The following is a 15,004-nucleotide window of genomic DNA, read 5'->3' as shown; positions in this document are numbered from 1 at the left end:
GCGTGAGTAGGCTTGTGTTCGCGTGTGGCTGTGTGAGCGCGGGCCCTTCTCGCAGCGTTTATTACACCTGGAGTACCACTTCATGGGTCACGTAGGCCCGACGGTACGAAGCGCCCCCGCCGCGCTCTCTGGCGAGGCCCCGCCGTAGTCGCGCGTAGCGCGACCTGTGCCCCAGCGAACCATGACGAGCCTCGCCGCCATCCATCTCACGAGACGGCGATTGGCCAGGTACCCGTGGAGACAACCAGCTGACCGCGAAGCGGAGGTACCCGAAACGGGATGCCGGTTGTGCCTCCAAAGCGGGGCGGGGGGACGTGTGTGACGCTGCTCTTCGCGGGGCTCGAGGGGCTATGCCTCGGAGCGAAGTGAACGAGCAAGCAAGAGCACAGGAAGACCCCCTTGAGGCCCGGAAAGACCCCAGCCAGAACGCAGCGCACCCGCGAAGAGCAGCGTCGCGCGCGTTCGCCTGCCTTCTTTAGCCCGTCAGCACCTCAACCCGCCCGTCAAAGTCCGCCAACAGCTCAGTCTTCGCGTCAGCACCCACATACGCGCTCTCAAAGCCCATCCGAGCCACCCGAAGCAGCTCAGTTTCAGTAAACCTGAGGTCATCCCGAGCGTGCTCGTACTCCTCTGTGAGCGTCACACCGCTCATCAGACGGTTGTCTGTGCCAATGCACACCGTGACGCCCTCGTCGTAGTAGTGCTTGAGGGGATGGTCCGCGTGGGTCGCGGCGACCCTGGTCTGTACGTTGGAAGTCTGACAGACCTCCAGAGCGATGCCAGCGTCCCTTACCTGGGCGAGGAGCTCTTCATCCTCCAGGAGGCGTGTGCCGTGGCCGATGCGCCCTGCACGGCCTTCGTCGACCGCTTGCCGGATCGACGATGCGCCGAAGCCCTCTCCGGCATGGATCGTAATCGGAAGGCCCGCGGCGTCCGCCGTTCTGAGGGCTTCGAGGTGGTCTCGGACTGGGTTTCCTGCCTCTGCACCCGCCACGTCGAACGCGCACACGCCCTTATCGGCATGTCCGACGGCCAATTCAGCCATTTCGGTGGACACAGATGCCGGGAGGCTCCGAAGGGCGCAGACGATGACTCCAGTGCGGATGTCGTAGTCCTGTTCCGCTCGAGAGAGCCCGCGCAGCGCCGCTTCCAGGGCTTCGTAGGGCTCCAGATCACCTTCAGCGTTGAGGATCGGGCTGAAGCGCGCCTCCATGTAGGTGACGTTCTCTTTGGCGTGATCCTCGGCCAACTCGTAGGCGATGCGTTCGATCGCTTCGGCGTCCTGCATGACGGACAACGTCAGGTGGAAGCGCGCGAGGTACTCTTCGAGGTTTTCCGCGTCCGATACGACCATGTACTCGTAGAGGCTTTCCGCGGTCGGAGCAGGCATCGTGATGCCTCGTTCGGCCGCAAGGTCGAGCATCGTGTCGGTACGTAGGCTGCCGTCTAAGTGCACATGCAACTCTGCCTTCGGCAGGCGGAAAAGGAACTCGGAGGATGGGCTCAATGCCCGGGGCCCTCCGAGGACACAAAGCCCTTGTCGACGTCGATCAGGGGGGCGGGGTACTCACCGGAGAAGCAAGCGGAGCAGTACGGCCCGCCGTCTGCCACCGCTTCAACCATTCCCTCCGGCGACAAATAGCCTAAGGAGTCCACGCCCAACGTCTCGGCGATCTCCGAAACCTCCATCGAAGAGGCGATCAACTCACCCTTTGTAGGCATGTCGATGCCGTAGAAGCATGGCCATTTCACAGGAGGGCTTCCGATTCGGAAGTGGACTTCCTTGGCGCCAGCTTGGCGGAGCATACGGACGAGGCTCTTGCTCGTTGTGCCGCGAACCAAGGAATCGTCTACGATGACAACTCTCTTTCCCTCTAGGACGTGCTTCACCGGGTTGTACTTCATGCGCGCACCGAAATCGCGGTCTTTTTGGGAAGGCTTGATGAAGGTCCGACCTACATAGTGGTGCCGAAGGATCCCGAGTTCGAACGGAATCCCGCTCTCTTCGGCGTAGCCAAGAGCCGCTGAATTGGCGCTGTCGGGAACGGCTACGACGGCATCGGCCTCGATGGGGTGTTCAATGGCGAGCCTCCTGCCGAAAGCGCGGCGTGCCGCGTCAACGCTCTGGCCCCAAATGCGTGAGTCCGGGCGAGCGAAGTAGACGAGTTCGAAGATGCACGGTGACGGACTGACTGCCGGGGGCAGGCTTCTCAGCTGCGTGACCTTGCCGTCCTCGATCTTGATGACCTCACCCGGGGCTATGTCTCTGACGTATTCCGCGTCGAGAATGTCCAGCGCACAGGATTCGCTCGCAACGACGTGCCCGCCGTCCTTTCTACCCAGTACGAGAGGCCTGAATCCGCGCGAGTCACGCGCGGCGTAGACGGTGTCGTCGATCGAGATCACGATACTGAACGCACCTTCAAGGTGCGTCAGAGCGTCATCGACCTGTGCATCGATACTGTCGTGTCGCGATTTGGCAATCAGGTGAACCAGCATCTCCGAGTCCGAGGAGCTGCGGAATATCGCTCCGTCCTCCACCAATCGTTTTCGGAGATCGTAGTGGTTCGTCAGGTTTCCGTTGTGCGCCAACGCGATCTGGCCCCGGGCATACCGGGCGATGATCGGCTGAATGTTGTCGAGGTCACTGCCCCCCGCTGTCGAGTACCGAACGTGGCCGACCGCGGTGCGGCCGGTCAGCTTCCGCACGGACCAGGTCTTGAAGATGTCACCCACCAGCCCCTCACCCTTCAGTACGTGTGGGCCCTCGTCGTCGAAGGTCACCAAGCCGGCGGCTTCTTGCCCTCGGTGCTGGAGCGCGTACATGGCTAGAAAAGCCTGCTCCGACGCCAAGTCGATGCCGCTTATCCCGACAACGCCACACTCTTCACGAGGGCCGTCGTCGTAGGGGTCGAAAATGCAGTCGTCTTCAGGATCGACAGGCAGTTTCCGGGGAGGGTTGGACACGGATCAGGTCTCCGAGGCGGTTGGACCGTTCATGATGGCAGGAATAGCACCGAAATAGACTGAGGCGGCTTCGTCGACGCCGCACTCCACAGAGCCTTCGTGGAGGGTGATCCGGAACGCGCCGCCCTGCGGGCCGACGTTCCCGATTTTCAGGGCAGGGACATCGTGGCGTTCCGCGATCCGCAAGACTTCCCCCGTCCTACTGGGGTCACATGAAATGACTACCCGGCCCTGTGACTCTGCAAAGAGCGCGGCTACGGGAGCGAGGTCGTCCTTGATCGTCACATCAGCCCCGAATGGCGCTTCGCCGTTTCCGAGGGCGCTTTCGGCGATCGCACATGCCAAGCCCCCCTCGGAGCAGTCGTGGGCCGAAGAGAGCAGGCGGTCATGAATCAATGCAAGCACGCAGTGTTGTAGCGCGCGTTCCCCGAGCAGGTCGACTGCAGGTGGGGCGCCGGCAACGAGATCTGCGGTAACGTAGAGGTACTCAGACCCGCCCATCTCCGCCGTGTTTGCTCCGAGCAAGACGATGTCGTCGCCTTCGTTCTGGAAAGCTTGGGCTGTGATCTTGGAAACGTCCTCGATGACACCCACCATCCCAATTACGGGCGTCGGATAGATCGCGGCTCCGTCGGTCTCGTTGTAGAACGAGACGTTCCCGCCCGTTACCGGTGTTTCGAACATTTCGCAGGCGTCCGACATGCCGCCCACTGCCTCACGGAATTGGTAATAAATGTGGGGTTTGAGCGGATTGCCGAAGTTGAGGTTGTTCGTGATTGCTGTAGGCGTAGCCCCGACGCAGACGAGGTTTCTCGCTGCCTCGGCCATCGCCCCCAGAGCTCCCGTTCGTGGCTCCAAGTAGACGAAACGTCCGTTGCAGTCGGTCGTCGCTGCGACCGCGCGGTTTGTGCCTCGGATCCGGATGACTCCCGAGGCTGCTCCCGGACGCACCACCGTCGAGGTGCGGACGGTCGTGTCATACTGGTGATAGACCCACTGCTTGGACGCCACGTTCGGAGAGCCCAAGAGCATAAGGAAGCTCTTCGTGAGGTCGCCACGTGGGATCAGATGCTCGGAAAGGTCCATTTCCCGAAGCGCGATGATGTCCTCACCTTCGACGCCTTCACGCTCATAGGTTGGGCACTCCTCTGTCAGCGGTAGCGCTGGGATGTCCGCGACCGTTCTGCCGCCTTCGAGCACCCTAAAGCGTCCGTCAGACGTTACCCGGCCGATCACCTTCGCTTCCAGCTCCCACTTCTCCAAAATGCGGACGACTTCGCTCTCTTTACCCTTCTCTGCCACAACGAGCATGCGCTCCTGAGATTCGGAGAGCAGAATCTCGTAGGGAGTCATGTTCGGCTCGCGTACCGGCACCAGGGCCATGTCGATCTCGACGCCGCTTCCACCCCGTCCGGCCATTTCAGAGGCGGAAGAGGTAATGCCCGCGGCGCCCATGTCCTGAATACCAGAGATGGCTCCGCTGGCGATCAATGCGAGACTCGCTTCAAGGAGCAGCTTCTCAGTAAACGGGTCTCCCACTTGAACTCGTGGGCGTGACGACTCGTCGGAATCTTCACTGAGCTCTTCACTTGCGAACGTCGCACCGTGAATGCCGTCTCGACCGGTACGTGCGCCGACCGCCATCAGAGGATTGCCGTCTCCGGACGCCGAGGCAGTAATAAGATCTTCGTGCTTCATCAGCCCCAGGCACATGGCATTCACGATGGGATTGCCTTCGTACCCGCGGTCGAAGACGACCTCTCCACCGATGTTGGGAACGCCCATACAGTTGCCGTAGTCCCCCACACCGCTGACCACGCCGCTGAACAGGTATTTGACCCGGCCAGTGTCCAGGTCACCGAAACGGAGGGAGTCCAGGATCGCGACCGGGCGCGCGCCCATCGTGAAGATGTCGCGCAGAATTCCACCCACTCCTGTGGCCGCGCCTTGGTAGGGTTCGACTGCGGACGGGTGGTTGTGCGACTCGATCTTGAACGCGAGCGCGTATCCCTCACCCACGTCGATCACGCCGGCGTTCTCACCAGGTCCCTGGATCACCCAAGGTGCTTGAGTGGGCAGGAGACTCAGGAGCGGGCGGGAGTTTTTATACCCACAGTGCTCTGACCACATGGCACTGAATACACCGAGCTCCGTGAAGGTCGGTGTTCTGCCCATGATCCTCTTTATCTGCTCGTACTCGTCTTCGGAGAGGCCGTGATCGGCTACGAGTTCGGCAGTGATCTCGGGGTCGCCCTCGCGGGGATCGACCATGTGGTCCGTAGAGCTTTCGTCGACCGTGCTCACGGTTGGTTCTATGTCCTGATGAAGTGTTTAGTGGTGTCAGCTCACGGCGGCCGAAAGGCTCGCAACGAGTGAGGTGAAAACCCCGGTTCCGTCCGTGGAGCCCAGGAGCTCCTCCATCGCACGTTCTGGGTGAGGCATCATGCCGAGCACGTTGCCCGCGCTGTTGGTGAGACCTGCGATGTCATGCCAGGAGCCGTTTGGATTCGCTATGTCCGTCCTCGCGCCTTCAGAGGTGACATATCGAAACACGACCTGGCCTTGACCTTCGATACGCTCGAGGGTCTCGCGATCTGCTTCGTAGTTCCCTTCGCCGTGGGCGATCGGAATACGGAGGACCTGGTCCTTGGCGTACGCTGTCGTGAACGGAGTGTCCGTCCGCTCAACGCCTAAGAAGACATCCTTGCTGGCGAACTTGAGCACGTTGTTGCGCATGAGCGCACCGGGCAGAAGCCCTGCCTCGCACAGGATTTGAAAACCGTTGCAGATCCCTAAGACTGGGCCGCCTCGTTCCGCGAAGGCGACGACGTCTTCCATAATAGGACTCATGCGTGCGATTGCGCCGGCTCGCAGATAGTCGCCGTAAGAGAAGCCTCCGGGCAGCAGGACTGCGTCGTAGCCATCCAACCCCCTTTCGCGGTGCCAGATGAACTCGGGGCTAGCCTCAACTTGCTGGGCCGCTTTGTAGAGATCGTAGTCGCAGTTGGAGCCGGGAAAGGTGATGACCGCTACCCTCATGCGCCGGCGACCTCGATCTCGGTCACACCAGTCACCTCGTAGTCCTCGGTCACTGGATTCGCCAAGATCTTCCGGCACATGGCCTCAGCGGCTTCGACAGCCGCTTCCGATGACTCGGCTGCGATGTCGATGTAGATGGCCTTCCCGACGCGGACGTCGGCTACGCCGTCCCAACCGAGCGAATTGAGGGCATGGTGGATCGCCTTGCCTTGGGGGTCGAGTAATCCGGGACGGGGTTTTACTCGAACTTCTAGTCTGAACTGACTCAAGCCTGGTCCTCCAAATCGTTGTTTAGTATGGAGTTGGATCGTGATATGTCCGATGGTGCCGAGTCGAAATCTGCATATGCGAGCTCTCGAACCTCTGCACGATCGTCCATGTCGTGCTCGTCCTCATCAAGCAGCGGATCGCCACCGGGGAGCCGATCGAGCAGTCCCAGAAGGACCGATTTCACAAGTCCCCAGGAGATGTAGATGAGGAACGAACTGAAGATGACGTAGCGCGGAAACGCGAACGCGGCGAAGACCGTCGTAAGCACGAAGACCGTGGTCGTGACACCCTTCACGGTTCTTAACCCGATCTTGGGGACCTTTGCATACGGAACGTGGCTCACCATCAACACGCTCAGTAGGACCATCGAAATGCCGATGATCTGGGCCCAAGGGAGATCGAAAAGGTAGGTCTCGAAGAATGGCGTCTGGCTGAACGGGTAGTACGAGGCGAGCGCCATTCCGGCGGCTGGAGACGGCAATCCGTGGAACGACCGTTTGGCTTCGCCGCCCTGTTCGATGTTGAATCGGGCCAAGCGTACGACGACCGCGGTCACCCAGACGAAGGACAGCGTCCATGCCCACTGGGCGTCGAAGAAGAAGAGCTCGTAGGCGATCATTCCGGGGGCAACGCCGAAGGAGATGGCGTCTACGAGCGAGTCCAACTCGGCTCCGAAACGCGAGCCCGTTCTCGTTAGGCGTGCAACGCTGCCGTCGAGCATGTCGAGCGTGCCCGCAAACATGATGAACCAGCCAGCCCAGACTAGGTCTCCACGGGTGGCGGCGACGATAGCATAGAGTCCGAAAAACAGGTTTCCGAGCGTGAACGCCGACGGGAGGATGATGATCCCGCGTTGAAGGGTCTCTCTGCGCGGTGCGCGAGGCGTTCTCATGCGTCAGTGTCTACCGGGTGGCGGGCGAGCACCGTCGAACCTACCCGAACGCGGTCCCCGACGGAACTGACTACCTCCCAATCCAAGGGGATGAACAGGTCGACCCGTGAGCCGAACCGGATTATACCGATCCTGTGCCCCCGCAACACTTCGTCTCCCACGGCGTGGTCCGTCACAATACGTCTCGCGATGAGGCCTGCGATCTGTCGCACGAGTACCGGACCTGAAGGGGTCCGAATACCTAGAGACGCCTGTTCGTTGTCAGAAGATGCCTTCTCTGCCCAGGCGACGAGGTATTTGCCCGGCTTGTAGACGCGGTGCTCAACGGTTCCGCTCACAGGTGAGCGCTGGACGTGAACGTCGAAGACACTCAGAAAAATCGTTATGCGGCGGGCTTTGCCGCCCATGTAGGTAGGTTCATCTTCTTCCGTAATGCTGATGATCTTCCCGTTGCCGGGTGCGATGACGAGCCCCGGTTCAGTCGGCGTACCAGGCTCCGGGTCGCGGAAGAACCACACCGTAAAGAGTGTGAGTAGGGTCAGCGTGATGGCGAGTAGGCGAACCCAATTACCGCCTATGCCACCCCAAACAGCGACCCAGCCAGCGCCCGCCAGGAGCACCCCAATGCCTATGAATGGGTACCCTTCGCGGGCGAAACTCACTGACCTGCCTCGAAGTGCGGCGGGCGGTAGTCGGCGAGCTCGATGCCGGTCAAACGGCGGAAGACGTCCTGATAGCGGTCACTGACTGCCCGCACGACCTCATCCGGGAGGTCCGGGCCAGGAGGGTTCTTGTCCCATCCCTTGAGCGTTTCGAGCCAATCACGCACCGGTTGTTTGTCCAACGACGGCTGGCCACGCCCAACCCCGTAGCTCTCTTTGGGCCAGAAGCGGGACGAGTCAGGCGTAAGGACCTCATCAATCAGTAGGAGTTCTCCGTCCGCGTCGTGACCGAACTCGAACTTGGTGTCTGCCAGGATGATATTGCACGTCTCCGCGACGTCCCGTCCGTAGGCATAGATCTCGAATGAAAGGTCACGAAGGCGGTGTGACAGTTCCTCTCCGAGGACCTCGATGGTCTGGCCGAAGGTGATGTTCTCATCGTGTGCTCCCTTCTCGGCCTTCGTGGCGGGTGAGAAAATGGGAGGAACCAATTTTTCCGACTCTTGGAGGCCCGGGCTGAGGGGTTCGTTCGCGAGCGTACCGTGCTCGTTGTACTCCTTCCACGCCGAGCCAGTGATGTAGCCACGCACCACACACTCAACCAAAACGGGCCGGGTTCGCTTAACGAGCATTGCCCGACGTTCCCACTGGGCACGCGAGGCGGCCAGTTCCGGGTGGCGTTCGATGATCACGTCGGGATCGACCGCGATGAGATGGTGTGGTATACGATCTCCAAGTTGGTCCATCCACCAAGCCGTCACCTGAGTGAGCACTTCTCCCTTATGAGGAATTGGCTGGGGCAGGATGACGTCGAAGGCGCTGATTCGGTCACTGGCGACCATGAGCAGCGTGCGGTCATCGACTTCGTAGACGTCGCGGACCTTGCCTTGATGAATGAGGCGCAGGTCGAGCTTCGATTCGAGAACAGGGCTATCGTCAGACATGGATCTCCGGGTCGTTCAAATGGTCTGCTTCACCCCGGAGTCGTTCGAGCACCGGGCGGACGGAAGCTTCCAAGAAATGTGTCACTTGTTGAGGTGCCCGACCCACAAACCGTATGGGATCTACCAGGTCGTCGAGCTCTTTTGAAGTGAGTCCGAATGCCTCATCTGCAGCGATCCGATCAAGAAGATCGGCGTCGGCACCCTCTTCTTTCATGCGTCCCGCAGCGGCCATGGAATGCACCCGAATCTTCTCGTGCAGATTCTGGCGATCGCCACCCCGCGACACGGCGTGCATCAAGATCGTCTCCGTGGCCATGAAGGGAAGGTGCTCCGCGAGATTCCTACGGACGACCTGAGGATTCACGATGAGTCCCTTGGCCACGTTCTCCGCGAGGACGAGCGAGCCGTCCAGCGCCAAGAAGGCATCCGGCACGGAGACGCGCCGGTTGGCCGAATCGTCCAGGGTACGCTCCAACCACTGAGTGGCTGCTGTGAATGCCGGATCTTGGGAAAGGACGATCACATGTCGCGTGAGCGCGCAGATCCTCTCGGCGCGCATAGGATTCCGCTTGTAGGGCATGGCGGATGAACCGATTTGCTCCGACTCAAACGGCTCCTCGACCTCACGTAGGTGGGCGAGCAGTCGCCAATCATGACCCATCTTAGAAAGAGATGCAGCCGCACCGGCGAGCGAAGCTTGGATCGCATAGTCCACTTTTCTGGGGTAGGTCTGACCGCTCACCGGGTACGTGGCCTCAAACCCCATGCGCTGACCGACCGCCAGGTCGAGCGTGTCGACCTTGTCGTGGTCACGGCTGAACAGTTCCAGGAACGAGGCCTGAGTACCTGTCGTCCCTCTGACACCACGGAAACGAAGGCTCGAGAGCCGGTGGTCGATCTCCTCGATGTCGAGCAGCAGGTCTTGAATCCAAAGCGTGGCACGCTTGCCGACCGTAGTCGGCTGGGCCGGTTGGAAATGCGTGAAGCCCAAGGTGGCGAGGGATGCGTACTTCTCCGCGAATTGAGAAAGTGCGTCCACACAGCGCACCAGTCGTGCCCGTACGAGCTGGAGTGCCTGGCGGTGCAGGATCAGGTCAGTGTTGTCACCGATGAACGCACTGGTTGCACCCAGGTGAATAATACCTCGAGCGTCCGGAGCGTCGTCGCCGTACAGGTGGACGTGGGCCATGACGTCGTGCCGGAAGCGTTTCTCGTATTCCGCGGCCCGGTCCAGGTCGATCGTATCCAGCGTCGCCCGCATCTGAGCGAGCGCGGACTCGGAAATGTCGAGTCCGAGTTCGGCTTCGGACTCTGCGAGGGCCAGCCATAGGCGGCGCCAAGTTCCGTAGCGGTTGGCTGGCGAGAAGACCTGCTGCATCTCTCGGGACGCATAACGCTCCGAGAGTGGGTGGGTGTATCGATCAGGTGCGGTCAACGTCACCGTCTCCAGTTGAATTCGCGCACGTATTGGGCGCCATTGCGTTCGAAGTAGAGCGGGACTCGTCCGGTCCCGCGGAGTGCCTCAAAGATGTTCACCACGTCTTCCGCCGTCCTGACGGGCGTACGGAGGATCCTGAGAATAACGTCTCCGGGGGCGAGGCCGAGTGAGCGCGAGAGTTCGTCCGACACAGCGGTCACCAGAGCTCCTGCCTCGCTCGCGATCTGGCGTTCTGCCCGAACCTGCGGAGTCACCGTAATCAGCTGCAGATCCCGAAGAACGATCACCCTCTCAGCCGTCTCGGACGGGAAGGAGACCGCGTCGAGCGTAACTGGGCGCGATCGGCCTTGAACTTCGAGCACTAACGCGTCTTCAGCCCGGAGGTCGAGGAGGATTCCCTCGAAGTCCAGCGTCCCCGCCAGAGACCGGCCGTTCGCAGAAAGGAGGCGGTCACCCGGCTCAAGAGCAGCGAGATCTCCGGGCGAGCTATCCGCCACCCGCGCGATCCGTACTCCCCGTGTCCTCCCCCATGCGTCAGCTTCAACGGGTTCGACATCTAGGCCGACCCACGCGCGACGTACCTCTCCGGTCCGCACCAGGTCGTCCGCGATGCGCAGGGCTCGGTCGATGGGGATCGCAAAGCCGAGGCCCTCGCTTCCTCCACTCCGAGAAATAATGGAGGCATTGATCCCGATGACCTCGCCCGCCGCATTGACCAGGGCACCGCCCGAGTTTCCGGGATTGATGGACGCATCGGTCTGGATCATCCCAAGGTAGATTCCTTGTCCATCCGCGGACGGTGTGATGTTCCGATTCATCGCCGAGATTACGCCAGCCGTGACGGTTGGTTCAGTGTCCGCCACGTAGTTGCCCAAGGGATTGCCGATCGCGAGTGCCCATTCGCCGATCATCAGGCCCTGCACGGTACCGACTGGTGCCACGGGTAGGTCTGGCCCACTGATGCGCAGGACCGCGATATCGGCGAGAGGGTCCGTCCCAACGAGTTCCGCGTCAAAGTCGCGTCCGTCCGGCAGTGTGACGCGGATTTGATCTGCATCTTGGATCACATGATCGTTCGTCAGCACAATCCCGTCGCTCCGGACGACCACCCCGGATCCAAAGCCGGCGCTCTGCCGTGTGCCCCCTCGGGGCATGAAAAAGCTTTCGTACATGGATCGAGCCTGGACCTGGCGGGTCCGGATCACGGCGATATTGACCACCGCGGGGGCGACCCGATTCGCCGCACGCACGATCGCGGTGCGGCGGCTTTGGTCGACCTGGCCTGATGTGACCACGCTCGATTCTTGTGTGTGTGGGGCCGGCTCCGGCGAGGCCTGGCGGGCGAGGGGCTCCTCAACGATCGGACCCCCGTCCGCCTGCCGTGCCTCCGCCGCGTCTGCCGTGCACGCGCTGCTCGCCGCGAGCGCGACCAACACACAGGCCTTCCAAAATGTCTTCAGCTTCCCAGTCATCCCCGCGATCGCTCCATTCACTGTCTCTTGCTAGAGATCTGCACCCAGCTTCGCCCAATCAGCCATGAATCCATCGAGCCCCTTGTCGGTGAGCGGGTGTTTGCTGAGCTGCCAAAGCACCTTCGGCGGAATCGTGCAGCAGTCGGCGCCCATCATCATCGACTCGATCACGTGGCCAGGATGGCGAATCGAAGCGACCAAAATTTGGGTCTCGAATCCGTAGTTGTCGAACACCTGACGCATCTGGTGGATCAGATCCATGCCTTCTCCTGAGATATCGTCGATGCGCCCCACGAACGGTGAGACGTAGGTCGCGCCCGCTTTGGCTGCCAGCAGCGCTTGGGAGACGGAGAAGCACAGCGTCACGTTCGTCTTGAAGCCCTCGGCGACTAGATCGCGGCAGGCTTTCAAGCCGTCTTCTGTCAGTGGGAGCTTTACGACGGCGTTCTCATGGATGGCCGCAAGTTTCCGTCCTTCCGCGACCATCGTGTCTCGGTCGAGCCCAACGACCTCGAGCGAAATCGGGCCGTCCACGATATCGCAGATCTCGCGGTAGATCTCCTTAGGATCTCGATCCCCGGCGACTTTGGCGATCAGCGACGGATTCGTAGTGATGCCGTCGATCAGGCCGGCGTCGGCGGCGCGACGGATCTCGTCGAGGTCCGCGGTATCAAGAAAGATCTTCATGCGGTGGCAGTGCTCCGTTGTGTTGAGTCAGGCGTAGGGTCAGCGAGTATGACGTGCGAAGGGTACTCCACACGGGCGAGAAAGAGGCCCTCCGCCGGAGCAGGGGGTGAAGTCGTCAATGCGGAGTCACCCGCCAATAAGAGATCGATGTCCTGGACAGGCCGCCGCCCACGAGCGATGTCGACCGAGGTGCCAACGATGTAGCGCACCATGTGATGGAGATATCGGTCTGCCGTCACGTTGAATTCGACTCCGAACTCCCATGGCGTCCATGTGGCGTCCGCGATCACGCAGTCATATCCACGCTCCGGCTGCCCCGCTTTGGCGAAGGCCTCGAATGAGTGGGCGCCCACGAATCGAGCCGCCGCGGCGTTCAGAATCTCTAAATTTAGGTCTTCACCCAGTGCCCAGCATGATCCGCGATGGAACGGTGAGGCGGTGACCCGCGGGATTCCCACTCGGTACGTGTAGCTCCGAGCTACGGCATCGTAGCGAGGGTGAAAGTCAGACGAGGCGCGCTGGACCGAGTCGATCCAGATGTCGACGGGCAACGTGGCGTTCAGTGACCGAAGGAGTTGTGCCGACGTCCACTTTGAAGGCATGTCCACCGACGCCACCTGGCCCACGGCATGGACTCCCGTATCCGTACGGCCCGAACCGAGTACGGTTCGGGGCGAATCAGCGAGCCGGCTGAGCACCGCCTGGAGCTCGCCCTGAACGGTCCGCTGATCTGGCTGGAGTTGCCATCCATGGAATTCGGACCCGTCGTAGTGGAGGGTCAGCATCATTCGGATCGTTTCGGGGGCTTCCACCGCGAAAAGGTAGATCGGATCGGGGCGATGTCAAGCGATGTTCAAGTACGCAAGATTGGCCGAAAAACGGCATTGCGATTAGGATTTCACGCTCTAGCGTCAACTCAAGACGAGCGAGACATAGGATTGTCTGACCGTACGGTGGATGTGAAGCTCACAGATCTGATCGGCGCAGTGGTCGACGGCAAAGATCTCTCGGCCAAAGAGGCCGAGGGAGCGATCGATCTGTTCATGGCCGGAGCGGCCTCCGAGGTCGAGATGGCGGGTCTTCTCGTCGGGCTTCGAGCGAAGGGGTTAACCCCGGTCGAAGTCGCAGGTGGCGTGAGGGCTCTACGGAAGGCCATGGTGCCGGTTCATTCTTCCGACCCCACTGTTCTGGTTGATACGGCTGGAACAGGCGGTGGCGGGGTGACAACGTTCAACATCTCCACGGCCGCTGCGATTGTCGCGGCTGGGGCCGGAGTTCAGATCGCAAAGCACGGGAATCGGTCGTTCACGTCGAGGAGTGGGAGCGCCGATGTTCTCGAGGCGCTCGGTGTGAAGATCGACCTTTCCGCCACGCGAATGGGCGAGGTCCTTGGCGAGGCCGGGATCGTGTTCATGTTCGCACCCTTGTTGCATCCGGCCATGCGCCATGTGGGGCCCGTCCGTAGAGGTCTCGGCATCACGACCATGATGAACATTCTGGGCCCGCTTACGAATCCGGCCGGCGCGCGTCGTCAGGTCATTGGTGTGGCCGATCCCGCGTTGATCGACCTTATTGCCGCCTCTCTACGGGAACTCGGACACACACGGGGCATGGTCGTGCACGGTGCCCCGTGTATGGATGAAATCAGCCCGTCAGGTCCGACCGAGGTGGCGCAGGTCGTGAACGGTGAGATCGTTCGATACACGGTGACCCCTGAAGAACTGGGCTTAGAGTCCGCGTCGATCGAGTCGTTGGCCGGCGGAGAACCAGCCGAAAACGCTGAGGTGATGCTGCGCGTCTTGGCCGGTGCACCGGGTGGCGCTCGCACAGCGGTGCTCGTGAACGCCGCTGCGGCCCTCTGGGTGGGGGAGGCGACGGAAACGCTTGCATCAGGCGTCGCCATGGCGGCATCTGCCGTCGATAGTGGAGCCGCTCAAGATGCGCTCAATCGACTCCGAGATGCGACGAATCGAGTCTGAACGAAGCCAGCTTTGAGAAGCGCGACTAGTACTTCCGAATGACTCCGACGACGATGCCCTGAATGCGGACGTCTCGAGCGTCTGCCATGATCGGCTCCATAGTAGGATTGGCAGGCTGAAGCCTGATCATTCCCCCCGGTTCGCGGTAGAGCTTCTTCACTGTCGCGGAATCGCCCCCGACTAACGCGACGACCATCTGCCCGTCTTCGGCCGACTCCTGAGCCTGAACCACGATGTAATCACCATCCCGGATCTGCTCCTCGATCATCGAGTTCCCTTCGACGCGCAGGACGTAGTTGTCCCTCTGCCGACGCACCATGTCCGGGGGCACTGCTAATGTCTCTGTCTCCTCGATCGCTTCGATCGGGAGACCGGCGGCCACCGCGCCCAAAAGGGGCAGTTCGATGGATGGGTGACCCTGACCGGGGTTCACCAGTTCGATGGAGCGGGACTCGTTGTAAGACTTCCTTATGTAGCCCTTGCGCTCCAGATTGGTCAGGTGCTCATGCACGGTAGCGAGCGACGAGTACCCGAAGGACTCCGCGATTTCTTCGAAGCTCGGGGCATAACCCTGATCTGCGATGAAAGAACTGATGTAGTCTAGAATTTCCTTTTGGCGCTTGGTCAGCGGCATGTCGTTCGCACTCCTCGCGT

14 protein-coding genes are annotated in these 15,004 nt (G+C 61.1%); 1 reads left to right on the top strand and 13 read right to left on the bottom strand.

From position 1 onward, the window contains the following. Positions 1 to 475: 475 nt before the first annotated feature. Genes add through truA form a run of 12 tightly spaced genes read right to left on the bottom strand, consistent with a single transcriptional unit; the run spans position 476 to position 13,183 of the window. Complete coding sequence (gene add, locus P8L30_01730; protein ID MDG2238919.1) at positions 476 to 1,507, bottom strand: adenosine deaminase; 1,032 nt, start codon at positions 1,505 to 1,507, stop codon at positions 476 to 478. Next, a complete protein-coding gene (gene purF, locus P8L30_01725; protein ID MDG2238918.1) occupies positions 1,504 to 2,967 on the bottom strand; it encodes an amidophosphoribosyltransferase in 1,464 nt (487 codons plus the stop codon). The genes add and purF overlap by 4 nt, the downstream gene beginning before the upstream one ends. Before the next feature lie 3 nt (positions 2,968 to 2,970). Continuing rightward, positions 2,971 to 5,271 (bottom strand): phosphoribosylformylglycinamidine synthase subunit PurL, encoded by a 2,301-nt coding sequence (gene purL / locus P8L30_01720; protein ID MDG2238917.1) that lies wholly within the window; start codon positions 5,269 to 5,271, stop codon positions 2,971 to 2,973. 36 nt (positions 5,272 to 5,307) lie between these two features. After that, positions 5,308 to 6,006, bottom strand: a complete 699-nt coding sequence (purQ, locus tag P8L30_01715) for a phosphoribosylformylglycinamidine synthase subunit PurQ (GenBank protein ID MDG2238916.1) — start codon at positions 6,004 to 6,006, stop codon at positions 5,308 to 5,310. After that, the gene (gene purS / locus P8L30_01710; GenBank protein ID MDG2238915.1) at positions 6,003 to 6,275 is read right to left on the bottom strand and encodes a phosphoribosylformylglycinamidine synthase subunit PurS; all 273 of its coding nucleotides are present in this window, start codon (positions 6,273 to 6,275) and stop codon (positions 6,003 to 6,005) included. The genes purQ and purS overlap by 4 nt, the downstream gene beginning before the upstream one ends. Further along, positions 6,272 to 7,168, bottom strand: coding sequence for a CDP-diacylglycerol--serine O-phosphatidyltransferase (gene pssA, locus P8L30_01705; protein MDG2238914.1), 897 nt, complete (start codon positions 7,166 to 7,168; stop codon positions 6,272 to 6,274). The genes purS and pssA overlap by 4 nt, the downstream gene beginning before the upstream one ends. Beyond that, a complete protein-coding gene (locus tag P8L30_01700) occupies positions 7,165 to 7,830 on the bottom strand; it encodes a phosphatidylserine decarboxylase family protein (protein ID MDG2238913.1) in 666 nt (221 codons plus the stop codon). Before P8L30_01700 ends, pssA begins: the two co-directional genes overlap by 4 nt. Next, positions 7,827 to 8,774, bottom strand: coding sequence for a phosphoribosylaminoimidazolesuccinocarboxamide synthase (locus tag P8L30_01695; protein ID MDG2238912.1), 948 nt, complete (start codon positions 8,772 to 8,774; stop codon positions 7,827 to 7,829). Before P8L30_01695 ends, P8L30_01700 begins: the two co-directional genes overlap by 4 nt. Beyond that, positions 8,767 to 10,209, bottom strand: coding sequence for an adenylosuccinate lyase (gene purB, locus P8L30_01690; protein ID MDG2238911.1), 1,443 nt, complete (start codon positions 10,207 to 10,209; stop codon positions 8,767 to 8,769). Before purB ends, P8L30_01695 begins: the two co-directional genes overlap by 8 nt. A 2-nt stretch (positions 10,210 to 10,211) precedes the next feature. Then, complete coding sequence (locus tag P8L30_01685) at positions 10,212 to 11,684, bottom strand: trypsin-like peptidase domain-containing protein (GenBank protein MDG2238910.1); 1,473 nt, start codon at positions 11,682 to 11,684, stop codon at positions 10,212 to 10,214. A gap of 30 nt (positions 11,685 to 11,714) precedes the next feature. Next, positions 11,715 to 12,371 (bottom strand): fructose-6-phosphate aldolase, encoded by a 657-nt coding sequence (gene fsa / locus P8L30_01680; protein ID MDG2238909.1) that lies wholly within the window; start codon positions 12,369 to 12,371, stop codon positions 11,715 to 11,717. Continuing rightward, positions 12,368 to 13,183, bottom strand: coding sequence for a tRNA pseudouridine(38-40) synthase TruA (gene truA / locus P8L30_01675; protein ID MDG2238908.1), 816 nt, complete (start codon positions 13,181 to 13,183; stop codon positions 12,368 to 12,370). The genes fsa and truA overlap by 4 nt, the downstream gene beginning before the upstream one ends. A gap of 126 nt (positions 13,184 to 13,309) precedes the next feature. Between truA and trpD the strand changes: the two genes are divergently transcribed. Beyond that, positions 13,310 to 14,350, top strand: coding sequence for an anthranilate phosphoribosyltransferase (gene trpD, locus P8L30_01670; protein ID MDG2238907.1), 1,041 nt, complete (start codon positions 13,310 to 13,312; stop codon positions 14,348 to 14,350). A 25-nt stretch (positions 14,351 to 14,375) separates the two neighbouring features. Here the strand turns inward: trpD and lexA are convergent, their stop codons facing one another. Next, positions 14,376 to 14,984: a transcriptional repressor LexA gene (lexA, locus tag P8L30_01665; protein ID MDG2238906.1), complete on the bottom strand. Its 609-nt coding sequence runs from the start codon at positions 14,982 to 14,984 to the stop codon at positions 14,376 to 14,378. Positions 14,985 to 15,004 lie beyond the last annotated feature (20 nt).

It is taken from the genome of Longimicrobiales bacterium (assembly GCA_029245345.1).
Lineage (GTDB): Bacteria > Gemmatimonadota > Gemmatimonadetes > Longimicrobiales > Gaopeijiaceae > CALFPJ01.
This window is presented reverse-complemented; position numbering and strand designations above follow the sequence as displayed.

What these genes read in the sequence shown, in the direction of transcription:
- purQ (MDG2238916.1), bottom strand. Translation starts at nt 6,006, where the DNA reads ATGAGGGTAGCGGTCATCACCTTTCCCGGCTCCAACTGCGACTACGAT.
- pssA (MDG2238914.1), bottom strand. Translation starts at nt 7,168, where the DNA reads ATGAGAACGCCTCGCGCACCGCGCAGAGAGACCCTTCAACGCGGGATC.
- P8L30_01695 (MDG2238912.1), bottom strand. Translation starts at nt 8,774, where the DNA reads ATGTCTGACGATAGCCCTGTTCTCGAATCGAAGCTCGACCTGCGCCTC.
- P8L30_01685 (MDG2238910.1), bottom strand. Translation starts at nt 11,684, where the DNA reads ATGACTGGGAAGCTGAAGACATTTTGGAAGGCCTGTGTGTTGGTCGCG.
- fsa (MDG2238909.1), bottom strand. Translation starts at nt 12,371, where the DNA reads ATGAAGATCTTTCTTGATACCGCGGACCTCGACGAGATCCGTCGCGCC.
- lexA (MDG2238906.1), bottom strand. Translation starts at nt 14,984, where the DNA reads ATGCCGCTGACCAAGCGCCAAAAGGAAATTCTAGACTACATCAGTTCT.